Annotated in this window: 13 protein-coding genes and 1 pseudogene; 5 read left to right on the forward strand and 9 right to left on the reverse strand. The window is 71.3% G+C overall.

The annotated features are described in order from the left end of the window. Nucleotides 1-127 precede the first annotated feature (127 nt). On the forward strand, nt 128-421 hold the full coding sequence (locus ACZ68P_RS20115; protein ID WP_471007901.1) for a hypothetical protein: 294 nt from the start codon (nt 128-130) through the stop codon (nt 419-421). Nucleotides 422-569: 148 nt separating this feature from the next. On the opposite strand, the gene ACZ68P_RS20120 is transcribed toward ACZ68P_RS20115, so the two are convergent. The 4 genes from ACZ68P_RS20120 to ACZ68P_RS20135 form a co-directional block, all read right to left on the reverse strand. Next, nucleotides 570-1,067, reverse strand: coding sequence for a DUF6099 family protein (locus ACZ68P_RS20120; protein WP_471007903.1), 498 nt, complete (start codon nt 1,065-1,067; stop codon nt 570-572). A 125-nt stretch (nt 1,068-1,192) separates the two neighbouring features. After that, entirely contained in the window at nt 1,193-1,573 is a 381-nt protein-coding gene (locus ACZ68P_RS20125) for a nucleotide pyrophosphohydrolase (protein WP_471007904.1), read from the reverse strand. Continuing rightward, entirely contained in the window at nt 1,570-2,817 is a 1,248-nt protein-coding gene (locus ACZ68P_RS20130; RefSeq protein ID WP_471007906.1) for an AAA family ATPase, read from the reverse strand. Before ACZ68P_RS20130 ends, ACZ68P_RS20125 begins: the two co-directional genes overlap by 4 nt. 154 nt (nt 2,818-2,971) lie before the next feature. Further along, nucleotides 2,972-3,394 (reverse strand): cell division protein SepF, encoded by a 423-nt coding sequence (locus ACZ68P_RS20135; RefSeq protein ID WP_471007908.1) that lies wholly within the window; start codon nt 3,392-3,394, stop codon nt 2,972-2,974. A 448-nt stretch (nt 3,395-3,842) separates the two neighbouring features. Between ACZ68P_RS20135 and ACZ68P_RS20140 the strand changes: the two genes are divergently transcribed. Together ACZ68P_RS20140 and ACZ68P_RS20145 are read left to right on the forward strand one after the other, a co-directional pair. After that, the gene (locus ACZ68P_RS20140; RefSeq protein WP_471007910.1) at nt 3,843-5,054 is read left to right on the forward strand and encodes a S8 family peptidase; all 1,212 of its coding nucleotides are present in this window, start codon (nt 3,843-3,845) and stop codon (nt 5,052-5,054) included. A 255-nt stretch (nt 5,055-5,309) separates the two neighbouring features. Beyond that, nucleotides 5,310-5,993 (forward strand): esterase/lipase family protein, encoded by a 684-nt coding sequence (locus ACZ68P_RS20145; RefSeq protein ID WP_471007912.1) that lies wholly within the window; start codon nt 5,310-5,312, stop codon nt 5,991-5,993. Here ACZ68P_RS20145 and ACZ68P_RS20150 read toward each other — a convergent pair. From ACZ68P_RS20150 to ACZ68P_RS20170, 5 genes are all read right to left on the reverse strand, one after another. Continuing rightward, nucleotides 5,963-7,240, reverse strand: a complete 1,278-nt coding sequence (locus tag ACZ68P_RS20150; protein ID WP_471008228.1) for a PP2C family protein-serine/threonine phosphatase — start codon at nt 7,238-7,240, stop codon at nt 5,963-5,965. The genes ACZ68P_RS20145 and ACZ68P_RS20150 overlap by 31 nt on opposite strands. Nucleotides 7,241-7,828: 588 nt before the next feature. Further along, the gene (locus tag ACZ68P_RS20155) at nt 7,829-9,061 is read right to left on the reverse strand and encodes a TIGR02679 family protein (protein ID WP_471007914.1); all 1,233 of its coding nucleotides are present in this window, start codon (nt 9,059-9,061) and stop codon (nt 7,829-7,831) included. Continuing rightward, the gene (locus ACZ68P_RS20160; RefSeq protein WP_471007917.1) at nt 9,058-13,203 is read right to left on the reverse strand and encodes a TIGR02680 family protein; all 4,146 of its coding nucleotides are present in this window, start codon (nt 13,201-13,203) and stop codon (nt 9,058-9,060) included. Before ACZ68P_RS20160 ends, ACZ68P_RS20155 begins: the two co-directional genes overlap by 4 nt. Further along, the gene (locus ACZ68P_RS20165) at nt 13,200-14,447 is read right to left on the reverse strand and encodes a TIGR02678 family protein (protein ID WP_471007918.1); all 1,248 of its coding nucleotides are present in this window, start codon (nt 14,445-14,447) and stop codon (nt 13,200-13,202) included. Before ACZ68P_RS20165 ends, ACZ68P_RS20160 begins: the two co-directional genes overlap by 4 nt. Then, entirely contained in the window at nt 14,444-16,006 is a 1,563-nt protein-coding gene (locus ACZ68P_RS20170) for a TIGR02677 family protein (RefSeq protein ID WP_471007920.1), read from the reverse strand. The genes ACZ68P_RS20165 and ACZ68P_RS20170 overlap by 4 nt, the downstream gene beginning before the upstream one ends. 243 nt (nt 16,007-16,249) lie before the next feature. On the opposite strand from ACZ68P_RS20170, the pseudogene pglW reads away from it, so the two are divergent. Beyond that, nucleotides 16,250-20,894: pseudogene (gene pglW / locus ACZ68P_RS20175) on the forward strand (BREX system serine/threonine kinase PglW). Beyond that, nucleotides 20,891-24,499: a BREX-2 system adenine-specific DNA-methyltransferase PglX gene (gene pglX, locus ACZ68P_RS20180; protein WP_471007921.1), complete on the forward strand. Its 3,609-nt coding sequence runs from the start codon at nt 20,891-20,893 to the stop codon at nt 24,497-24,499. Before pglW ends, pglX begins: the two are co-directional and overlap by 4 nt. Nucleotides 24,500-24,551 lie beyond the last annotated feature (52 nt).

The raw sequence follows: 24,551 nt of genomic DNA on the forward strand, positions 1-24,551 counted from the left end.
GGCCCGGCGCCCGTCGTTGCTCGGGCGGAGCCGGACCGCCCGGCCCGCGCGTCGGCGGCCGCTGCCGGTGCGTCGTTCTCACGCGTGGCCTCTCCTCGCCGGAGCGGCCTGGGCCGAGGAGGCCGCCATGTCCCAGGAAGCCACGCCCGAACGGGCACTGCCCGAGCAGCCGGCGCACCGGTCCTCCGTTCCCGAGCAGAAGGGGGGCGGCGCCCCCAAGGGTCTGCTGCAGCAGATGGAGGAGCTGATGGCGGCGCTGACCGCCGACCTCTCGCAGCTTGACGCCGACCTGCAGTCCTCCGCCGACCGCCAGGGCGGCGCGGAGGGTCAGGACGGTCAGGGTCGCCGCCAGGAGGCGAACGAGGCCCAGGACGGCGACGCGCCCGACACCCGCCGCCGGACCGGCGGCCTCTCCTTCTGACCACGCCGCTTCTCCCGGTCCGGCTGACTTCCCGGCTCGTTCCCGCCCACCCGGCGGCACCGATCCACTCGACCCACCGGGTCCGTCGGCCTCGTTTGGGCCGCCCGCGTCCCGACAGCCCTATGCAGCCCGCCCGCATCGCACGTGCTCACGACAGGCCCGCCACCGGGCCCGCCCGACCTCGGGCGGGGTCGGGCGGTCGGTCCCGGTCCCGCACCGCGATCCGGCGCAGCATGCCGCAGACCCGGTCGTTCGATTCGTCGGCGGCGTCGATCGCCTCGATGCACTGCCAGTACAGACCCTCCTCATCCGTGGCACAGGCCACCCCGACGAGGGCGATGCCCACCTCTCCGAGGAGGGCGCTCAGCGCCGTCAACGCCGCGCAGGCGTCGCCGACTTCGGTGAGCTGGGCGGCTCTGGGGCCGCCCGTCCGCACGACGGCATGGTCGAACGTCCCGCGCACCCCTCCGATCTCGCTCAATCCCCGCGCCTCGCCCCGCAGTTCCAGCGGACCGCAGAGCGCGAGGTGACTCCCTATCGCCTGGGCGAGGGCCTGGGTCTGCCAGGCCTCCGCCACGATGTCCAACGCCGTCCGGCTCTGCGCCAGCGCGTGCCTGCCGGTCGCGATCAGTCGCTCCGCATCCATGAACGCCGCCCCCGTTCGTACGACTTACTGCTCACTCATTCATTACCCAGAGTGAATGAGCCTGAGCCCAAACTCCAGAGGAATTCGGAAATCTGTGGACAGGAAGCGCTGCGGTGCGAAGGCGATCACTCCGAAGAGTGACGATCACCCTCCTCGGAGACTCTCGCGGCCCGTCCCGGCGGTCGACCGACCGGGAACCGGAGTTCGTTCCGGTCGATCTTCGCCGCCAGCGCGGCGAGCGGATCGACACCGACGGCCCCGCAGAACTGGAGCAGGTACGCCAGCACGTCCGCCACCTCGTCGGCGACACGGTGCGCCGTCTCCGGGTCCTCCATCACCCGGTCAGCCTCCTGCGGCGTCAACCACTGGAAGATCTCCAGCAGTTCGGCCGCCTCGACGCTGAGCGCCGCCGCCAGGTTCTTCGGCGTGTGGTACGGCTGCCATTCCCGTGAGGCGGCGAACTCCGCCAGCCTCCGCTGCAATCCCGCTACATCGAGTTCACTCACGGCTCAAGGTCTACCACCGACACACCGGGCGCCTCCCGCGCTGCCACCGCGCCCGCCTCCCCGATCGCCCCGACGAGCCGGATGTGGCCGTCCGCGCAGATGTCGCCGGCGAGTCCGAGCAGCGCGTGGAGCTGCCGCCGGTCGAGACCGCGGTCGAAGCCGTCGACGAGCACGGTCAGCGTCTTCATCGCATCCGGCACTTCGGCGAGTTGGTCCATGGCGAGCACACCGGGGCCGGTGAGCAGGACGAGTGCCAGCGCCAGGTACCGCAGTTCACCGTCGCCGAGCCTTCCCAGCGGAGTCGCGGCCAGGAGGCGCGCGGCCGCCGGTAAGCCCTCCGCACCCTCCGTCCGCCCCGAGCCCACCTGACCCGCGGCCCTCGCCGCCCGCTCCAGTACGGCTCGAACGGTGGCGTCGGGCAGCTCCTCCACACCGAGCCCCGTCACAGGCCCGGCGCAGCCGGCCCCCGCGATCGCGGCCAGCCGGGCGTGGCGGCGCGGGCAGTCGGTGCGGGTACGGTGCAGGACCTCGGCGAGGTTGCCGCAGCCGCGCCGCAGTCGCCCCTCCCCCGTCGGGACGGGCGCCCGCATGTGGCGGGGCTGCGGATCGCAGGCGAACACCGAACGCAGCGCGACGACCACCTGCTCGGCGGCGGCCAGGACCTCCAGCTGTCCCTTCGTCTTGCCGGCCACGCGCAACGGGAGCAGGGCGGTGCCCAGCACGTCGTCCGGGAGCGGCGCCCGGGTGACGGGGGTCGCCCCCGCCGTGTGCCATTCCGCCTGGACGGTGCTGCGTCCGGGGTCCCGGAGCGCGGTGGTGAGCAAGGTGCGGCCGCGCCAGGTGAGGCGTTCACCGACTACCCGGAGCTGCGGCTCGGCCTGGACGGCGACATCGAGATGGACGGGGCCGGCCGGCCCGTCGACGGTGCAGCCGATACGGAACCCCCGCCTGCCTTGCGCGTCGGGCCTGGCCCGCTCGGGGACGCAGCCGACCGCGTCGGGAAAAGCGGAGGCGAGGTCGTCGCCCGCCCCCAGCCGGGCCAGTGCCTCGAAGGCCCGCAGGGCACTCGACTTGCCGCTCCCGCTCGCCCCCGCGAACAGCGTCACGGGCCCGAGGGGATGGACGGCGGCGCGGTGGGAGGCGAAGGCGGAGAGACGGAGTTCGGTGACGGCGGGGCGGGCGGGCCGCCGGGCGGGACCATCGGAGTGATGCCGCGCCACGTCACGCGCGGCGGCAGCGGTCATGGCAGGGGCGTCGACGGTGGCTGTGGCTGTGGCTGTGGCTGTGGAAGGGGCGGTCACGGAAGCAACGGAATCAGGCGTGAGGCTGCCGGAGAAGTCCATGATCGGACCGTACGCAGACCGTTGCATGACGAACCGTTACGCCGTGACGCCCTTCCTACGATCGGGGGACGCCGGCTCCCACCTCGTCCTCATCCGACGCCGCCGCCGTGCCCTCCACCTCGGTGCCGGCCGGTGCCAGCAGGAAGACGTTGCGGTCCACCCGGTGCATACCGCTGCCGAGACCGAAGACGACTCCGCTGCTGAAGTCGAGGATGCGCTTGGCGACGTCGGTGTCGGCGCCGGTCAGGTCCAGCAGGACGGGGATCTGGGCGATGAGGTATTCGGCGACCTCTCGGGCGTCGGCGAACACCTGCACGCGCAGGACGATCATGCGGCGCTGCTCGGCGGCCTCATACTGCTCGGGAAGCGCGCGGTGATCCACCCTGGACGGCCATTCGTCACGGCCCCTCAGGGGCACGACCTGGGCCAGGCCCTCCCACTGCTCGTCGGTGACGTCGTACCTCTCGTACCTACTCATGTGTCCCATCCTCGCGCCCCTCACTCGTTCGGCCCAACAGCGACACGTCACGACTCGGCTACCACCCGTATGGATCCGGCCCCGGCGCCCACCCTTGACGACGACTTAGCCGAGTCCGTCGGATCAAACCCGTCCGAGGCGACCGGTCGACGCGTACGGGAGTACACCTGCCGCTCTTCACGCTCCGTACACGCCTCTTGACTCTCTGTGGCGTGACGAGCAGACTTTCAGGCAGGCAGATCACCGTCGTCCTGAGCCCTCTCGACCCTTGGTGGCGCCCCGTCGCCGGCGCCCGCTGGTGTCGCGGCCGTGCGCGCACCTCCCCGGCCCTCCTCCGCACCTCACCGCACGCGTCCTCGTCGCGCCCGCACGCCTTCATGCCCGCGTGCGGCTGACCAGGGGTTCCACGGCCGTACCCACGTGTCCGGCATCCTCGACGAAAGGTTCGATGCACCACATGCGTCCCCCCACACACCGAACAAGCGCTGTGCTCACCGCCGTTCTGCTGGTTCTGGGCATACAGTTCGCGGGCTCTCCCGCCCGCGGCGCGGCTCCCGCCGGAGACGTCCGGCTCGCCGCCGCCGAGCGTGCGATCACCGGCAGTTGGATCGTCACCCTCAAGCACGGAACCAGGTCCACCGAAGGGCTCGCCGCCGCACTGACCCACCGCACCGACGGGCGCGTCACCCATGTCTACCGCGCGGCCTTGAATGGCTTCGCCGCGGAGATGACGCACACGCAGGCGCGTGAGCTGGCCGCGGACCCACGTGTCGCGCGCGTCGAACAGGACGCGAGGGTCACCGTGTCCGGCGAACAGACCGACGCACCTTGGGGCCTTGACCGCATCGACCAGCGGCGATTGCCCCTGAACCACACCTACACCTGGGACAACAGAGCACGGAACGTCCGCGTGTACGTCATCGACACCGGTGTGCGCGCCTCGCACCAGGACTTCGGAGGCCGTGCCTCCATCGGGACCGACACCGTCGGCGACGGCCAGAACGGCAACGACTGCCAGGGGCACGGCACGCATGTGGCGGCCACGGCCGCCGGCAACACCTTCGGCGTCGCGAAACGAGCCCGGGTCGTCGGCGTGCGCGTGCTGGACTGCGAGGGTTCGGGATCCCTCTCGGGTGTCATCGCGGGCGTGGACTGGGTCACCGAGAACGCCGTCAAGCCGGCCGTGGCGAACATGAGCCTGGGTGGCGGTGTCGACCCGACCCTCGACGAGGCCGTGACGAACTCCATCGCCGCGGGCGTCACCTACGCCGTCGCAGCCGGCAACGGCGACTTCCTGGGACGGCCCGAGGACGCCTGCGACGTCTCACCGGCGCGGGTCCCCACGGCCATCACCGTCGGAGCCACCGACGACTCCGACCGGCGGGCCTCCTTCTCCAACTACGGCACCTGCCTGGACCTGTTCGCCCCCGGCGTCGACATCACCAGCGCCTGGACGGACAGCGACACGGCCACCCGCACGATCAGCGGCACCTCCATGGCGTCCCCGCACACCGCCGGCGCCGCCGCCCTCTACCTCCACACCCACCCCTCGGCGACCCCCGCCCAGGTCCGCGACGCACTCGTCGGCCGGGCCACCGGCAACCGGATCGAGGACCCCGGGCCCGGCTCCCCGAACCGACTCCTCTTCACCCGCTTCTGAAGGCCGGGGCGCAGGCCCCGGCCTTCGGGTGGGGCGGGCCGCGCGTGGCCACGGCCCGCTCCGCCCCCTGCCCCGCCACAGCTTCCTCGCGGCATCGGGGCAGGCACGCGAGCGGAGTACAGCACGACAACCTGAGCGGCCGGCCGTCGTTGTGACCTCCGGTGCAGCGACTCCCCGTCCGCCTCCTCCCCCGCGAGGCGCCGGTCCCCCTCACCACGCTCCCTCGGCCCGCCCCCCTCGTACAGGAGTACCGACATGCGCGTCCCGCGCCGTACCGCCCTCGGCACCCTCGCCTTCGGCGCCCTCATCGGTCTCGGCTTCAACGCCCCCTCGGCGGACGCGAAGCCCGCCGCCGCGGCTCCCGATCCGATCGTCTTCGTGCACGGCTGGAACTCCAGCGGCTCCACGTGGAACACCATGGCCGGCCGCTTCGCCGCCGACGGCTGGCCGGCGGGCCGCCTCCACCAGTGGAGCTACGACACCAACCAGTCCAACGCCACCACCGCCACGCAGCTCGCCCAGGAGATCGACCGCGTCCTCGCCGCCACGGGAGCGGCGAAGGTCGACGTCGTCACCCACTCCATGGGCGGCCTCTCCTCGCGCTACTACACGAAGAACCTCGGCGGCGACGCCAAGGTCGACGCCTGGGTCTCGTTGGGCGGGCCGAACCACGGCACGGACCTCGCGTACTTCTGCGGAGGTGCCTCCTGCGCCGAGATGCGCCCCGGTTCCGCCTTCCTCAACGCGCTCAACGCCGGCGACGAGACCCCCGGTGCTTCGCGGTACGCGACCTGGTGGTCGCCCTGCGACACCGTCGTCAACCCGGACAGCAGCGTCGCCCTGACCGGCGCGGCCAACACCAGAACGGCGTGCCTCGGCCACACCCGGTTGCACACCGACGCGACCGTCTACGGCCAGGTCCGGTCGTTCGTCCGCTGACCGCCCGCCGGTTCACGGGGCGGGAGGCCGGCCAGGGCGGCCGCCCGGACCGTCGGCGCGGCGGTGGCGCCCAGCCACTCGCAGAAGAGGACGGTGGCATCGTCCTGGAGGTTGCCGGCGTGGTGGTCGAGGACGGCATGGATGAGGCGGCGAAGCGTCTCCGGTACGGGCAGCCCGTCGGCGTGGTGGCGGATGAGGAAGTCGGTGAACCGCTCCAGGCCGAACTCCTGGTCGCCGCCCCCTCGCGCCTCGGTGATGCCGTCGGTGTAGAACACGATCCGGTCGCCGGGCTCCAGCTGGTCGTGGCACAGGACGGTGGGCAGCCCCAGCGCGGTACCCATGGGGTGCGAGGGTGGGCAGTGCAGGAGCGTGCTCCACCGGCCGCCTCTGATGATCAGAGGTGGGTGGTGGCCCCGGTTGACCCAGGTCAGGGCGCCCGTACGGGTGTCGAGATCGGCGAGGACACCGGTCGCGTACCTGCTCCTGCCGTACTGCTCGATGAGTGCCCGCTCGATCCGCTCGCTGGTCTCGACGAGGCCCGCGCCCTGTCGGCGGGAGTTCCGGCAGACGCCCATCGCGAGGTGGGCGGTCAGCCCCGCCGCGGTGTCGTGTCCCATCGCGTCGAAGAGCGACAGGTGCACCACGGGGCCGGCGGTGGCGTAGTCGTAGGCGTCGCCGCTGATGCGCGAGGCCGGCTCCATCGCGGCGGCGATCACCACCCGCCCGTCGGCGTAGGTGGGAGGGGGCATCAGGTGCCACTGCATCTCGGCCGCGATGTTCAGCGGCTCGGTGCGGGTCAGTCGCGCATGGGTGTCGCTGCTGCGGCGCTTGCTGTCGATGAGCAGGGCCACCAGGGCGGAGAGCAGGCGCATGTCCTCCCGGGCTCGTGGATCGTCGAGGGTGGTGGTGACCCGCAGGACGCCCATGCGTTCCGTGCCGTCCAGCAGCGGCACCCACCAGTGGGCTCCTTCCTCGCCCGCCTCGGCGCCGGCCAGGATCTCCCCGTACTGGTAGGCCCGCCCGGCCACCGTCCCCTCGACCCTGAGCTCCGTGTCCTCGCCCATCCCCACGGCGGCCTGTCCGGGATCGAGGCCGTCGACGCCGGCCAGGCGCAGTACGTCGCCCCGCAGGTCGGTGAGGTAGATGAGCACCTGGCTGAAGCCGGCCTCCGCACCCTGCGCGGCCGCCTTGGCCGGCAGGTGCTCGAACGCCATCAGATGGCTCTCGTGCAGCAGCCCGGCCAGCATCCGACGCCCCTGCGCGTCCCGGTCACCGCGTCGATCGTTCACAGCAGCACCCCAGCTCCAGGACAAGCCCACACGCTGGCTCACGTCCCCGTGCCCGGGGGGCCCTGGCTTCCAGTGTCCCTCCCCTGCGCGGCCGACGCCCACGGGAGCATCGGGCGCCGATCCCGGGGGCATGGCCGGGCGGGACCGTCGTCCGACCGGACCGACAAGCACGAGACGCGCGCGGCACGGCAGGGCCCGCCGCCGACGCGTCGAACGGCGTTGCGGCGGCGGGTTTCCGGCGCCGCTCAGGCTCTCAACCGACCTCCGCGCACCGGCAGTCGGTTTCCAGAGGTGCGCACCGGAGGCGCTGGTCGCGGCACCGCAGGTCAGGCGTCCTTCTTCACCGGCTCAAGGATCGCGACGCACTCCACGTGGTGCGTCATCGAGAGCACCTACGAATCGGGATCGGCCAGCAAAGTAGCAGGTCAAAGGCCACATGGATCGCCATTCACAGCCCCTCGTGAGAGTCCGTGCGTCAAACGAGCGTCACTGGTCCTGGCGTCGGTCCCGGTCTCGGCACGTCGCATGTCTCACCAGCCGCACGTCCTACCCGAGGTCTGCCAGCAACGAGTCCAGAACAGCCTCCTCCTCTATACGCACACCGTGCTCAGCGAGGGCAGTCGCCAGATCCGGATCCCATGGCGACAGAGCCGACATCCCGGTCAGAGGCAGGGGAGCAGAACCGGCAGCGGCTACCGCCGCACGGTATTCCTCGGCTGTGTAGCGCCATGGCTGCCACGGCACGTGCTGGTGCAGCGTCGTGGCGATGCGCAAGCCGCCCCAGTCGAAGTCGCCGTGGTAGCGGAATTCGGTACGGAGCTCGTGGAGGTGCGCCAGGAGGGCCAGGGCGGCAGCCGACGGCTGGCCCTGGAGGCAGACCAGCGGAAGGGCGTCCGGGCCGTAGGTGTCGGCCGCGGCCGACAGAACGGCGGGATTCTCACAGATGTGGACCACCGGCGGCGTGGTCCGGGGCGGATGGTGCGCGAGCTGGCGAAGGGTGAGTACACACGGCTCCCCCATGTCGGCCATCCAGTCCAAAGCGGGGGTCCCTCGGAGGTTGAGGGTGAGGACTGTGGAGGAGACGTCGTCACGGAGAAGGCCGGCGGAGGCCCAGGCGGCCCGTCGCCAGGCTGCGCCCGCCCCGTCCGGATGTCCGGTGAGGGCACGGATGCCGGAGAGGCAGAGCGTCGCCGGGGGTGTGCCGTCGTCCAGTGCGTGGGCGCTGCCCAGGATGTCCGCGGCGAACACGGAGAGGGAGCGCGGCGGCTCGGCCGGCAGTTCCCGCAGGACGCGAGCCACCTGATCGAGCAGCGGTCGGGCGGCCTCAGGCGTACGGGCGAGACGCCGCACAAGGCCGTCTTCGCGTACCCGGCCGGCCCATTCCTCGAGGGACTGAACCTCTCCGGCGAGCCCGGTGAGCGGAGCGTAGGCCTCCGCCCAGGCCTGATCCTCACTCCGGCGGACCTCTTCGAGAGAGATGACGGGCCCGGTGAGCGTCGTCACAGCAGCCGTCAGCCCCTCGGGGCTGACGCCTGATCTGACCAGTACGGCGTCCACGGCGTCGAGCCGGACCGTCAGCGCCTTGCCATCACCCGGGGCCCGGCCCAGCAGCCGCTCGGCCGCGGCCCGTTGGGCCGGGGTCGGCACGGCCAGAGAGACGGGTCCGGTGAGGGACTGTCCGCGCTCCAGCCGGCGGCGTACGCGCTCCAGCAGCCAGGCCAGATCGGGCCCGCCGAGGAGACGGCGCAGGCGGGCTTCGTCGACCGGAGGCCTGTTCACGTCCACAGGGGCTCCGGGTCCGGCGTGCGCACCGGGTCCTCGTGACGGGTACGAGCCGTGCCGTCCCATTCCCAGCGGGTGACCAGAACGGCGGCCACCTCGTCGACCCGGGACAGCTGGGCGATGGCGATGCCCGGTACCTGCGGATAGCAGGCCCATTCCCGCTCGCTGGTCATGACCACATCCAGGTCGAAGGCGTGCAGGAGGCCGAGGCACTTGGCGCGCGAGTCGTCGTCGACGCCCGCGAACGCCTCGTCCAGGGTGACGAGTCGTGGTGCGTACGGGCTGGCCGCGCTCGCGTAGTGCGAGGAGGCCGCGGCGAACAAGGGCACGGAGACCGCCAGGACGCGTTCGCCTCCGGACGCGGGACCGGTGGCAGGCACCCAGCGACCGTGCTGCTGCCGCTCGACGGCGAACTCGTGCCAGGAACGGTAGTCGAGCGCCGCCGTGAGGTGTTCCAGCCAGCTGCCGGCCGCGTCCTCGGTCTGCTGACGGGCGATCTGCGTCTGCAGGAACTCCCCGACCGCGGCCCGGTCCTCGGGAGTCCAGGCGTCGGCTGTCTGGAGCAGTCGGCCACGGGCCTGGGCAAGGCCGGCAGGTGCCTTGCGGGAGGCCCGCCACACCAGGCGCAAGGTCATGCCGGTGGAGGTCGGACGGTCCTCCAGCTCGGCGTTCATGGCGAGCACGTGCCGTTCGGCGGTCGCGATCAGCTCCTGAAGAGTGCCCGCGACCTCGGTGATGAGGTGGGTTTCGAGGATTTCTCGTTCGTTCGCGGAGAGGATGCGGGTGAGTTCGCCGACCTCGACCGCCAGTGCCTCGGCGAGTTCGGGTACGGCGCGTTCGCGGCCCTGGTAGACGATGTCGACGATCATCCCGTCCTCGACCATCCGGGCCGAGGCGGTATGGCCGTGCCGGGACAGCGCGTCCTGAAGGGTTTTGAGCTCTTCGCTCAGACGCCGCTGTACGCGCTCCCAAGCACCGTCCGAGTCGTCCGTCGTCGACAGCTCCGCTTCGAGGGAACGGGCGAGGGCGATGGCCGGGGTGGCCGCCCAAGGGCCGTCGGCGGCGTCCGGTACGGCGAGTTCGGGAAGTGCGACCGTGACCAGCCCGGTAGCCGTGAAGCGCTGGAGCGCGGCGACGGCCTCGGAGCGCGCGGCGGCAGCATCGGTGACGGCCTTCTCCAGCTGTACGATCCCGCCTTCGGCCCGGTTGGCCCGCCGGTCCGCCTCCGTGCGACGGTCCTGGGACGACCGCTGATCGGCAGCGCAGCCGCGCAGGGCCTCCGCGGTCTCCGCCAGCCGCCGTTCCAACTCGGCCACGGCCGCGCCCACGGTCGAGCGCAGCGTGGCGAGCCGCTCGTCCGCGGCTGCCGCCTCGCGGGCGGCCTCCTCCGCGCGCAGAGCGAGTTCGGCGGTGCGCTCCCCTGCCCGGCCGGCTTCCTCACGCTCCTCCTGCGCCTGCCGTGCCGCTTCGGTCCGCTCGCGCAGGGCGGGCCAGAGTGCGGCCAGGACGGCCGCGAGTTCGACGAGGGCCTGCCGTACGACGGCCAGCGCCGGCCGGTCCGGGGGCAGCCCCAGATCGGCGGCGGCCTCCTGGAGCTCGGCGCTCGCCAGCTCCGACCGCTCGGCTGCGGCCAGCGCGTCGGCGGCTCGTGCCTCACGCCGGGACCTGGCCCGGCGCGCGGTGTCGGCGGCAGCCGCCGCGCGGGCGTGCGCCCGGGTCAGCGGCGCGTCGTCGGGCACCGTGGCCAGTTCGGCGTCGAGCGTACGGCGCCGGGTCTCCAGAGCCTGCGCGTGCACGGCCTCGGATGCCGCCTCCCCCTGGAGAAGCGACAGCTCGGCGCGCAGGGTGGTGATACGGGTGCGCCGCGCGGCTTCCCGGGCGCCCTCGCCGATGTACTCGGCCGCAGGCTTGGCCCACCGGCCGATGAGGACGCCTGCGCGGTAGCGTCCGTCCGGAGCGGCCCACGTGCCCGCCGTCGGCTCGGTGCCCCCTGACCCGGCGCCCGCCTCCGCGTTCCCTGCGACCGCGCCCAGGCCGATCGCCGAGAGGAGTCGGCCCACGGTCTCCTCACCCACGTGGGCCGCCTGGGCATCGCCGTGGTCGACGGCCGGGCGCAGCACGTCGGCGAGCGATGGCCCGTCGACCGGCCCCGTCCGCGCGTCGAGGAGTACGTCGTGACCGTCCGCCGCCAGGGCCGCGCCGTCGGGGCGCACCCACGCGTCCAGCAGCCCGGACGCCTCCAGGGCCGCCTCCAGGCCGGCGCGCTCCCGGTCCGCGACCTCGTCCCGGAAGTCGACCAGCCGCCACAGCGGGGCGCCCGAGGCCTGATCGCGCAGACCGGGGTTCCGGGTGTACGGGGCCTGCGGTCCCCGGCGGCCGCCGGCCTCCAGCTCGGCAAGCTCCTGCTCCGCGCCTCGGGCACGGGCCGCCAGGGCTGCCCTGCGCTGCGCTGATTGCGCCGCCTGGTCGGCGAGTACCGCTGCCGTGGCGCTGTGCGCGTCCGATCCGTGCCGGCGTGCCGGGTAGGGCCCGTCCTGGTGCCGGGTCCACTCCTGGAGCTCGTCCAACAGTCCGACCGGGTCGGCGTACGCGAGCTCCTCGCACCGGCCCGCGTGCTCGCGCACGGCGTCCACCAGGGCCCGGCCCGCGGCCGTCACCGTCTCGTCGGCCGCGCCCTGTTCCTCGGCGGCGTGCGCCAGGTCGGTTTCCGTCTCGTCGAGCCGCAGTGCGGCGGCCCGGCGCTCCGCCGCCGCCGCCTCGGCGCGGTCCGCGAGCTCCTCGACGTGCGCGAGGGCGCGGTGTCGGCGGTCGGTCGCCTCGGACACAGCGGCGCGCAGTTCGGCCGGCGTCAGCCCCTCGTCCCCGGGCAGGTCCAGCCGGGCCGCCTCGGCAGTCTCCCGCGCGAGGCGAAGCGTGTCCTCGACTCGGTGCCCGGCGGCCTGAAGCCGGTTCTCCGCCGCTGTGAGGCGGCCGAGCGCCCGTGTGTGCAGCAGCGCGGCCTCCTCCCGGTCGGCGCGTGCGCGTGCGCTGTCCTGCCCGCACCGTTCCAACACCTTTGCAGCCCGCTCCAGCTCATGAGCGCTGCGCATTTCCGGGCCCTCACGCAGGGCCGCGTCGACGGCCTCCAGTCGGGCCTGCGTCTCGGTGAGCGCGGCGATCCGCTCATCGGCTGCCGCACGCTCCTCCTCGGCCGCGGCCTTCTCGGCCTGTGCCTCGGCGAGGTCGCGCAGCAGGTGCTCGTACTTCGAGTGCTCGCTGCGCGGGAGGCGTGCGCGGCGACGGGAGGCGATGCGGGCGTAGCGCCGGTAGTGGTCGAGGAACGCGGAGGCCGCGCGCTCGGCCGCGCCGGCGGCCCGTAGCTCCTCCTTCTCCTCGTCCAGGGAGCGGAAGGCCTCGGCCACATCGGCGATGACGGCCTGGTCCATGGGCGGGAGCGCTTCGGTGAGGGCGCGGGAGAGGGCGGCTTCGTTGGGGCGTTTGGACAGTTGGGGCTGGCGCAGCTGGATGAGCAGGTCCACGAGGGCGCCGTAGCGCTGCTCCCCGAGCCCGAAGAGCGCCTCGTCGACGGCCCGGCGATAGGTCTTGGCCTGGTCGTAGACCATTCCGTGTCCCGCGACCGCCTCGATGAGCCGGTCCCGGGACAACACCGTGCCGGTGGCGTCGAGGAGGCTGAGCGACCCCTCCGACACCGCCCCGGACGGTGCGTGGTCGATCCGCTGGGCGGTCACCGCCCACCAGTGCCGGGCGATGCCGCGCCCGCTGACGGCCTTGAGCCCGCAGAGGAGCGTACGGAACTGCTCCTCGCCGCTCACCTCGTCGCGGCGGCCGAACTCCGCCCAGGTGTAGCCGAGCCGTTCGGAGTGGGGGTGCTCTCCGCCGAGCAGCAGATTCCACTCCATCCTCTTTCCGGCGTCGCCGTCGGGCTCCACCCGGCGCGCGCTCAGGTCCCCGTCGAGGAGGAAGGGCAGGGTCAGGGCGAGCACCTTCGACTTGCCGGTGCCGTTGTTCCCCCGGAGCAGCAGCCGCCCGTCGCGGAAGTGGAACTCCTCCACGTCGTAATGGAAAAGATCGACAAGACCGATCCGCAGGGGCTGCCAGCGGGCGCGCGCGGGGACCGGGAGTACGGCACGGGGGGTCAACGCTGGTGGGCCTTTCGCTGTGCGGGCACCTGAGCGGTGCCGATTGTGCGGGGTTCGAGTACGACGGTCTCGCCGACCGCGTACCGGGCGAGCGCCGGGCGCGGCACCACCCCGTCAGGAGTACGGGAGACCAGGCCCAGGGCGGCGAGCCGACTGACGGCCTGCTCCACGAGCTCACCCTCGGCTCCCGGCTCGCGGGCCGACTTGGCCCAGAAGCCTCCGTGTTCGGCGGCCAGTCCGGCGACGCGGCGCTCAAGGTCTGCCGTGGAGACGACCATGCCTTCGGCCCTCGTGAGGAACTCGGCGAGCAGCAGGGTGACGTGACCGTGGGTGCCGGATTCCGGCATGCGGACGTCGGTGAGGTCGTCGTCGGGGTCGACCATGGCGATGCCTTCGGCCCTGACCTCGGCCACCAGGCCCGTCAGTTCGGTGATGCGTGCGGTGAGGAAACCGCGCTGGCGGGTGAGGTAGCCCAGCTCGGCGTCGGTCAGTTCGTCGTAGTAGAGCACGGGGTCGTCCAGCAGTCGGCGGGTCAGCGAGCGGCGCATCGCCCGGAACCGGAGTTCGTCACTGTCGAGGGCCGTTTCGGCGGTGAGCCCGACGAGCCGCTCGTCCAGGGTGGCGGCCCGGATGGTGGACGGGCCGCGTCGGGTCGCGAGCAGCCCGGCGAGCACCCGCCGTTCGACGTCGTACAGGACGTCTCCGGCGCCGCTGACGTACGCCTCTTCGTCGCCGGCGACGCGCCGCAGTACTCCGAGGCTGAGCAGGAGGCGTACGACGGCGGCGAGGTCGAGGCGCTCGTCGCGGCGGTCCAGGGTGAACTGGATGCCCGTCGCGGCCAGCTGCGGATCAGCGGCGTCGAGGACGACCTGGTCGGCGAGGCGGCCGAGCGCGATCTGCGCCTCGCCGCGTTCGAGGGCGGCGAGGGCGAGGCAGAGCAGGACGTACCGGCGGCGGGTGAAGGGGGCGGCGCTGCGCGTGGCCTCGCGGGCGGGGTGGGTGGCGTCGGCGAGGTGGGCGGGGATCTTGCCCAGCCGGGCGGTCTCGGCGTCGACCTGGAGGGACCAGCCGGTGTTGCGGTCGAACCACTCGCGCAGGTCGGAGGCGTGCCGCCGGACGAGACGGAACTCGTCGGCGTACGCGCCGACGGCGAGCAGCAGAGGCTGCTTCAGCAGAGCGCGGGCGGCCTTGCGCAGTTCCGCGGCGTGCTGCCCGTCCAGCACTTCGGCGAGCGGAGTACTCACAGTCCGTCGTCTCCTTCCGCCAGATCGATGATCTCGATGGTGTGGTCAGGGCCGCGGAAGATGCCGCCCGGCGTGCGGACCTCGGCCGCGGATCCATCGGTCAAGGCGGTGAGTCGGATCTCCATGGACCCGTCGTTGCTGGTGGCCACCGTGTGCGTCATACCGGGCCGCCAGGTGGCCAGGGCGTCCCCGAGGAGCTGGAGGAAGAGCCGGAAGCTGACGGGGTCGAGCTCCCCGAGCGCGGACAGGCGGGTGATGCCGTCGGTGACGAGCCGGGCCCGCGCGGCCGCGATCTCCGCGGCCTGCTTGACGGCCACCTCGGCGAGCCTGCGGCGCGCTTCCTGGCGGTCCTCCACCTTGCGGGGCTTGCCGCGCCGCTCGTAGCTGCCGGTACGGCGCAGCTGCGGGCTGATGCGCAGCGGCTCGGCGTCGGCCCATGGGGTGGACGCGGGATCGGGCCGGGCGGCGCGGGCGGCCAGCGTCTCGGCGTCGACCGTGAGGTGCCGGGCCGGGTACAGCCCGAAGGCGGTGCGCCACAGCCGGTGCCGGGACTCGTCGTCGGGGGCCTCGGCGAACCAGCGGGCGAGCGTACGGAAGTCGGCGGACCGGTCGGAACGCCCTGCCCGCCGCTCGTTCAGCGACCGTACGACGGCGAGCAGCTGGGGTACGGCCCCGAGCGCACGGCCGCGCAGCAGCCGGGCCTGCGATTCCCGGCCGTCCCGGCTGAGGAACCAGGCCGCCAGCCCGGCCCACCGGCCGGCCCACCGCTCGTAGGCGGCCTGCTCGGCGTACGTGGCCTCCTGCGGCGTGGCGTCGGCGGCCTCCCGGGCGGCGGCGGCCCGCAGCAGCGCCTCGATGCTCCCGCCCTCCTCCAGCTCCAGGATCAGCCGGGCGATGCGGCCGCCGAGGGTGATGAGGTCCTGGATGAACCGTTCCAGGTACTGGATGAGCTGGTCCTTGTAGGCGAGGAAGACCTCCTCCCCCACGTCGTGGAGGTCGATGGTCCGCTGCAGGGACCCCATGAAGGCCCGCGCGTTGTCGGCGAGCGCTCCGAACCGACTGGCGAGCCCGTCCAGCGCGAGATGCGTCTTGGCCGGATCCGGCGCCTCCTCGGCCGCCAGCACGAGGAGGGCGCGGAGCTGGGTGACGATGTCGTGCAGCGCGACGGCCTGGAGCGCACCCCGCCGCCCGAGCGCCTCGTCGTAGGCGGACAGGGCCTCCTCGGCCGCCTCGCCCTCCCGGGTGAGCTGGTAGATGTACCGCTTGCGGTAGAAGTCCTCGACGGCCGTGACCCGCCCGGTGTCCGGGTCGGCGCGCAGGTTCCCCCACTCGACCAGCTTGTCCAGTGCGCCGACGACACCCTCCAACTCGCCGGGCCGTACGGCGGCGGGCAGCGCGGCGTACACGTCCTCGGGCCGCAGATGCACGGCGAACCGCTCCTTGGCCACGAGGAAGGCACGCATCACCGAGCGGTAGAGCAGCACGTTCGGGGCGGTGAGATGCGCGAAGGGCCCGTAACCGTCCGGAGGGCCCTCCGGGCGGGAAGAAGTCATGTCCATCGCCTGCCATCCTCCCGGACCGTTCTCCATGATCGGCAGGGACTTGAGTACTTGACCGATTCGCACCGCTCTTGATCGCGCCTGCCCTGCACTCGCGGCATCCGCAACCCGGGCACTGCCCGCTTCGTCGCAGGTGCCCCGGATGTCAAGGCCCACCGTTAGGATCTCCCGAGAGCTTTGTCTACCGCCGGATGGCCGAGCCAATCAGCTCTTCAGCACGCAGCGACGAAGCGGGGGCGGCACATGCGGGAAGGCCGGTGGACCACGGTCACCGAGTCCGAGTACGAGCACGAGCACCGCGGCCTGGAAGCCATCCGCGAGAAGCTGCCGGACTCGGATCCCTGGCGGGCCTGGTCGAACTTCACCTTCACCGCGAACACCGGGCACGTCCGCGAGATCGATCTCCTCGTCATCGCCCCCGGCGGCGTCTGCATGATCGAGCTGAAGAACTGGCACGGCTCCGTGACCAGCGAGAACGGCACCTGGGTCCAGACCGCACCGAACGGTCGCCGCGTCCTGCACGGCAACCCGCTGCACCTCGTCAACAAGAAGGCCAAGGAGCTCGCCGGACTGCTCGGCCAGAACGGCAAGCGCGTCTGGGTCGCAGAAGCCGTCTGCTTCACGGACGACGGCCTGCGCATCCGACTGCCCGCCCATGACGAGAACGGCGTCTACACCGTCTCCGAACTGGTCGCGATGCTGCAGCAGCCCCCGCGTGACGAGCGCCGACGCATCACCGCCGTCGACTCCCGCGAGATCAAGGCCGCCCTGGAGCGGGTCGGCGTCCGCCCCAGCGATGCCAAGTACAAGGTCGGCCCGTACGAGCTGAAGCGGAAGGCCTTCGACTCCGGCGAGACGTGGGCCGACTACCTCGCCGAGCACACCGAGCTGCCCGAGGTCGCCCGCGTCCGCATCTACCTGCGCGAACGCGGTTCGGACACCTCGATCCGGCAGTCCGTGGAGAACGCCCGCCCGGCGCGAGGCCGCGGTCCTGCGCCGCTTCCGGCACCCCGGCGTCGTCCAGCTGAAGCAGTACGACCCGTCCGGGCACTCCTCCGGCCCCGCCCTGATCTTCGACTACCACCCGCACACCCTGCGTCTGGACGAGTACCTCCTCCAGTACGGCGAGAAGCTCGACATCCTCGGCCGCATGGCGCTCGTCCGGCAGCTCGCCGAGACGATGCGGTCCGCGCACTCCAGCCGCATCCACCACCGGGCGCTGGCCGCCCGCTCCGTCCACGTGCTGCCACGCAACCGGGGCCGCGAGGGTCAGGCCGTCGGCGAGGACGCGGCCTGGCTCTCCCCGCACCTGCAGATCTCCGACTGGCAGATCGCCACCCAGCGCAGCGGCACGGGCGGCTCCGGGGAGGGGATGACCCGGTTCGCTCCGACCGCGCTGTCCGCGATGCACCTGGCGGAGGGCTCCGACCCCTACCTTGCGCCCGAGCTGACCGCGCTCAACGCCGACCCGGTGTACCTCGACGTCTACGGCCTCGGCGTCCTCACCTACCTCCTCGTGACGGGCAAGGCACCGGCCGCGAGCCAGGCGGAGCTGCTCACGCGCCTCGAAGCCGGCGAGGGCCTGCGTCCCAGCTCGCTGGTGGACGGCCTCTCCGAGGACATCGACGACCTGGTCCAGGCGGCCACCGCCTACCGGCCCGGCCAGCGCCTCTCCAGCATCGACGAGTTCCTCGAGCTGCTGGAACTGGTCGAGGACTCCCTCACGACCCCCGCCGCGCCCCCGGTCCCGGAAGCCCCCGAGAAGGACCCGCTCGAAGCCGTCGCCGGCGACGTACTGGGCGGCCGCTGGCAGGTCCGCCGCCGCCTGGGCACCGGCTCGACCAGCCGCGCCTACCTCGTGTACGACCAGGACCACGTGGCGCGCAAGACGCGCCCGCTCGCCGTCCTCAAGGTGGCGCTCTCCGACAGCCGGGGCGAGATCCTCGCCCACGAGGCCGCGGTCATGGGGCGCCTGCGCGCCGACTCCCGCGTCATCCGGCTCGTGGAGCCGGAGCCGCTGAAGATCGCCGACCGCACGGTCCTCGTCCTGGAGTACGTGGGCGACGAGCGGGAGGAGACCGGCGAGGGCGAGGAATCCGGAACCCCCCGTACCCGCCGCCGCGAGGAGACGGTCGCCCGCCAGCTGCGCGAGAGCGGCCGGCTCCAGATCGACCAGCTGGAGGCGTACGGCGACTACCTCTTCGGCGCGGTCGACTTCCTGGAGGGCGAGAGCGTCTGGCACCGCGACATCAAGCCGGACAACATCGCCATCCGCATCCGCCCGAACCGCACCCGCGAGCTCGTCCTCATCGACTTCTCCCTGGCCGGATACCCGGCGAAGGACTACGAGGCCGGCACCGAGGGCTACCTCGACCCGTTCATCGGGACGCTGACCCGGACCGCCTACGACTCGCACGCCGAGCGGTACGCGGTCGCGGTCACACTGCACCAGATGGCCTCGGGCGAGCTGCCCAAGTGGGGCGACGGCTCGGTACTGCCCCGGATGACCGACCCGAAGAAGCACCCGCACCCCACCATCGCGAAGGACGCCTTCGAACCCGGGGTGCGCGACGGCCTGGTCGCCTTCTTCGAAAAGGCCCTGCACCGGGACGCCGCCCAGCGCTTCCCCGAACTGAAGCCGATGCGGGACGCCTGGAAGAAGATCTTCCTGGACGCCACGCAGACCGTCCCGTCCAGCCACCGCTCCCGGCACCCGGAGCCCTCCGAGACTCCGTCCGTCGACGCCGGCCAGGCCACCATCGCGGACGCCGAGCCGCTCACCGCGGAGCAGCAGCGCGAGCAGCTCGCGGCGGAGGTCACCCGCGACACCCACCTGTCGGCCGCCGGCCTCACCCCTGCCGCCGAGGCGTTCCTGTACGGGCTGGGCGTCACGACGGTCGGGGAGCTCCTCGACTACAGCCGCCGCAAGCTCCTCAACGCACCCGGCCTCGGCGCGAAGACCCGCAGCGAGGTCCAGCGTCGCCAGCGCGAGTGGGGCGACCGGCTACGCGAGACCCCGATCTCGCCGCTCACCCCGAGGGGCCGGGCCGAGGCCAAGGAGGAACTGGCCCAGCTGTCCGCCACCGAGTCGGCGCTGCTCGGCACCCTGGCCAGCAGAGACTCCGCCGGGGGCCTCACCGGCTCCGCGCTGCGCGCGGTCAGCCTGGACACGCTGGCCACGATCTTCGTACCGGAGCTCAACAACAACCGCTCGAACCACAACAAGGTCGAGACGGTACGCCTGCTCCTGCGTCTTCCCGACGCGCAGGGCGAGCTCCCCGACATCGGGGTCTGGCCCAAGCAGAAGGACGTCGCGGACGCGCTCGGCCTGTCGGCCGGCCGGATCCCGCAGCTCCTGAAGGAGGAGCGCAAGCGCTGGAAGAAGCACCCGGCGGTGCAGGCCCTCCGCGCCGAGATCATGGATCTCCTCTCCGACCTGGGACGGGTCGCCTCCGCCGCCGAGATCGCCGACGCCCTCGCCGTGCGGCGCGGTACGCAGCTGTCCGAGCGCGAGCAGCGACGCGCGCTGGCGCTGGCCGCCGTACGGGCCGTGGTGGAGGTGGAGCAACTGGAGCCCGAGGAAGCCGAGTTCCAGCACCAACCCAACCGCAAGGCCACCGAGGAGGCCCTGGGCGCGGGCCTGCTCGCCCTCGATGTCCGCGAGGACGATGCCCCGGACACCCCGACGGCGCCGGGCCTGCTCGACTACGCGACCCGCCTGGGGAAGACGGCCGACCGCCTGGCCAAGCTCGAAACCCTGCCGACGGCGACGACGGTACTGAGCGAGCTCGGCTCCCTCACCCCGCCGCCCGGCTCGGTGGAGTGGGACGAACGCCGCCTGGTGGAGCTGGCGGCCGCCGCTTCCCTCAACGCGGCGGCGACGCCCCGCCTGGAGATCTACCGGCGCGACCTGTCGCTGGTACGCGCCCTGCGGCTGACCCAGGCCGGTCTGGTCCGGCTCATCCCCGGCGTCCCCGAGGCCCGCCAGCCGGGAGTGACCGGCGAGGACGTCCACGAGCGCGTCCGCGCCCGCTTCCCCGAGCTGGTCCTTCCCGACCCCCGCGGCGGCTTCTCCCACGACCTCCCGACGGCCGGCCCGCTGACGAAGGCCCTGCGGGACGCGGGCTTCGACCTGACCCTGTCCACGCGCGAGGACACCAAGACCCTGCGCTACCTCCCGACCCGGATGGACAGCGCGTCCAGCTACCTGACCACGGGCGCCTGGCGGCAGGCCACGGATGTGGGTGCGGTGACGCGGTACGCGGACGACCCTGCCCTGGCGGGGGCGGTCCGCGCGCAGGAACGCCTGGCCGCTTCGGCCCGCCGCGACGGCTACCGGGTCCTGACCGTGCACCACCACCGACCGGAGGAAGCGGTACGGGCGTTGGGCGCGGCCCCCATCTCCGCCCAGGCCGTCTCGGTGACGGCCCTCTTCCTGGAGGCGATGCACGCGCTGGCTCCGGAGGGGTCGAAGCCGACGTGGGAGACGCTGCTGAAGGCGGACGTGGCGGAGGCGGGCTCGCGGGGCGCGGTGAAGTTCGCGGAGTACGCGCGGACGGCGTGGGGCGCGGTGGAACCGCAGGTACGCAGCCTGCTGGACCGCGCCACCGGCTCGGGCCCGGTCCTCCTGACGGAGGCCGCGGTCTTCGCCCGCTACGACGCGATGGGTGTCCTGGACCGTCTGGCGGAGGCGGCCCGGCAGGGCGGTCGCGGGCTGTGGCTGCTGGTCCCGCAGGGAGACCCGTCGAGGGAACCCAAGCTGAGCCAGGTCGCGGTGGCATACCAGGCGGGGCTGGGTGAGTGGATCGAACTTCCGGACTCGTGGGTCAAGGACGCGAGTACGAGCAGGACAGCAGTGACGGACGGAACCGAGGGAGACACCAAGTGATCGACCGCAAGGCCCTGTTGAACGACCTGAAGCAGCAGGTCAAAGCGGTCGAGACGGACCTCGGCAAGCAGGTCAAAGCCGTCACCGAGGTGGGCACCCGCCTGCGCGCCGAGTACGACCAGGCCCGCAAGCTCGGTCGTACGGCGGCGACGTGGAACTCCTGGCTGGATGAGCGGATCACCCAGGTTGCGGTGGCCTGGGTCCTGGGCACGGTCTTCGTCCGCTTCTGCGAGGACAACGAACTGATCCCGGAGCCTTACCTGACGGCGCCGGACGCGGACCGTCGCGACCTGGCCCTGGCCCGGTACGAGGAGTACGTGGCGAAGGACTCGGACCCGACCTTCCGCGGCTGGCTGGAGCGCGCGTTCGCGGACCTGGGCGCGGGCCAGGCGGGCCGGCTCCTGTTCGACCGCAAGCACAACCCGCTGTTCCAGATCCCGCTGTCGCACGACGGGGCGCGGGAACTGATCGCGTTCTGGCGCGAGCGGGACGAGGCCGGTGTGCTCGTCCATGACTTCACGGACAAGCTCAACGAGGACGGCACGGAGGGCTGGGACACCCGCTTCCTGGGAGACTTGTACCAGGACCTGAGCGTGTCGGCGCAGAAGACGTACGCACTGCTCCAAACACCTGAGTTTGTAGAGGAGTTCATCCTCGACCGGACCATGGACCCAGCGGTGCGTGAGTTCGGCTACGAGGGTCTGAAAATGATTGACCCGACGTGCGGGTCGGGTCACTTCGTGCTGGGCGCATTCCGACGGCTTGTGCGGCTGTGGGGCGAGGGTCAGCCGGGCAAGGATCTTCACGAGCGGGTGGCCGCCGCGCTGGATTCGGTGCATGGCGTCGACCTGAACCCGTTCGCGGTGGCTATCGCGCGGTTCCGGTTGCTGATGGCGGCAATGGCTGCCGGAAACATCCGGACTCTAGCGAAAGCCAACAAGTACAAGTGGCCCGTGCATCTGGCTGTGGGTGACTCACTGATCAAGGACCGGCAGCTGGAGCTGGAACTTATTGGCGAGGAATCTGGGGACCGGCTGGTTGAGTTCGCGTACGCCACGGAGGATGTGCACGAGCACACGAGGATTCTGGAGCAGGGGCGGTATCACGTGGTGGTCGGCAACCCGCCGTACATCACGGTCAAGGACAAGAATCTCAACGAGCTCTACCGCGACCTCTACGATGCCTGTGCGGGAACTTACGCTCTTTCTGTTCCGTTCGCACAACGATTCTTCGAGCTGGCACGGCGAGGCGACTCTGAGGGGCACGGATACGGCACGGTCGGACAGATTACCGCAAACTCGTTCATGAAGCGAGAGTTTGGGTCTAGGCTGATCGAAGGCTACTTCCGCGATCGCGTGGAACTAACGGAGGTCATCGACACCTCCGGTGCATATATCCCTGGGCACGGCACACCAACCGTAATCCTCGTAGGCAAGCGCCGTAGCGGGAGTGGGCGTTCGGAGACTATCCGGACGGTGCGAAGCATCCAAGGCGAGCCTGCCGCACCCGAGACAGGCAAGGAGGGGCTGGTATGGAATGCAATCGTGGACCAAATCGACCGCCCCGGATCTGTCAGCCGGTGGGTATCTGTAGATGACCTTGAGCGTGGTCGATACTTCAACAAGCAGCCGTGGATCCTGGCCGATGGCGGCTTGGAGATGGTGGAACAAATCGGCCAGGTAAGCTCGCGCAAGCTGGGCGAACTCACTGACGGCATCGGACGGACCACGAGCAGCGGAGCCGATGACGCTTACTTTGTACCCGATGCTGCAACAGTTAGACGCCTCGGCCTTGAGGGAAGTTTTCGCGAGTTGGTAATCGGCGAAAACGTGCGCGAGCTGACCATTAAAGACACGGTAATGGTGGCCAACCCTTACGCAGATGCAGCGAATGAGGGCGCATTGAGCGAGGAACACCCGCTAGTCTCCCACTTCCTGTGGCCCATGCGGACACTCCTATCACGACGCATCATTTTCGGCAAGAGGATCACAGAGCGACACCCCTGGTTCGCTCACCTCGAGAATTATTCGAATAAACTCCGCACCCCCTTCGCAATCACGTTCGCCGATGTCGCCACACACAATCATTTCACACTGGAGCGACGGGGAATGCTCTTCAACCGTACCGCTCCTGCGATCAAACTCGCCGAGGGGACAGAAGAGGACTACTTGCGAGTCTTCGGCGTGCTTAACAGCTCGACCGCAGCCCTGTGGCTTAAAATGGTCTGTTACAATAAGGGCGGCAGCGGCATGGGGCGGGGATTTCAGGATCAAGAGTGGGAGAATCGATATCAGTTCAACGGGGCCAACGTTGAAAGACTTCCACTCCCCACCATTTTTCCCACCACCATTGCTCCAGTTCTCGAGCTATTGGTGAGTCAGCTCTCCGCGGCGGCCCCCTCCATGGTCACCTCAAAGCAGACACCCACCGCAGCCACTCTCCGCGAAGCCCGCAACACCTGGAACTCCATCCGCGCCCGCATGATCGCCCTCCAGGAGGAGCTGGACTGGCAGGTCTACTCGCTCTACCACCTGCACGCCGTGGACCTGCGCGTCTCCGAAGATCCCGACTCCATTGACATCCCCGAACTTGCCCTCGGTGAACGCGCCTTCGAAATCGTGCTCGCCCGCCGAGTGGCGGCTGGCGAGGCCAGCGACGAGTGGTTCAAGCGGCACGGGTCCACGCCCGTCACCGAGATTCCTGTCCACTGGCCAGCCCCATACCGCGACGTCGTCCAGAAGCGGATCGACGCCATCGAGTCGAGCCGCGCCATCGGCATGGTCGAGCGTCCCGAGTACAAGCGACGGTGGGCCACCGAAGGCTGGGACGCGCTTCAGGATAAGGCGCTCCGCTCCTGGCTACTCGACCGGATCGAGAACCGTGACCACTGGTTCGACGAGAACGACATGCCCACCCTCGTCAGCCTCTCCCGGCTCACCGACGCCCTCTCCCGCGACGAGGACTTCGTCTCCGTCGCCAAGATCTACGCTCCCCGCAAGGAACTGCCTGCCGTCGTCGCCGAGCTGATGACCGACGAGCACGTACCGTTCCTGCCCGCCCTGCGCTACAAGCCCTCCGGGCTGAAGAAGCGCGAGGACTGGGAAGACGTCTGGGACCGCCAGCGGCAGGAGGACGCCGCCCCGGACGAGCCGGCCAAGCGGAAGATCCGGGACAAGATCCCCGTACCGCCGAAGTACACCTCGGCGGACTTCCTGCGCGCCTCCTACTGGAAGGCCCGCGGCAAGCTCGATGTGCCCAAGGAGCGGTTCATCTCGTACGGGCAGACCAACACCCCCACGCCCGACCTCTACGGCTGGGCTGGCTGGGACCACCGAGAGCAGGCGTACGCACTCGACGCGTACATCGCCTCTCACGAGGCGCTGACCTCCGAGGAACTGACCCCGTTCCTTGCCGGGCTGCTGGAACTCCAGCCCTGGCTTGAGCAGTGGCACAACGAGTTCGACGCTAACTTCGGCGCCTCACCGGCCGCGTTCTTCCGGGGCGACCGGCAGATGGTGCAAGGCGAGCACGGCCTGACCGACGACGACCTGCGCGCCTGGCGCCCGGCCGCCGCCACCCGAGGACGACGCACCACCAAGAAGTAGAGCCACTGATCACGCCGACGGCCTCCGAGAACCCAAAGGTTCTCGGAGGCCG

Source organism: Streptomyces sp. NPDC036822 (assembly GCF_055609145.1).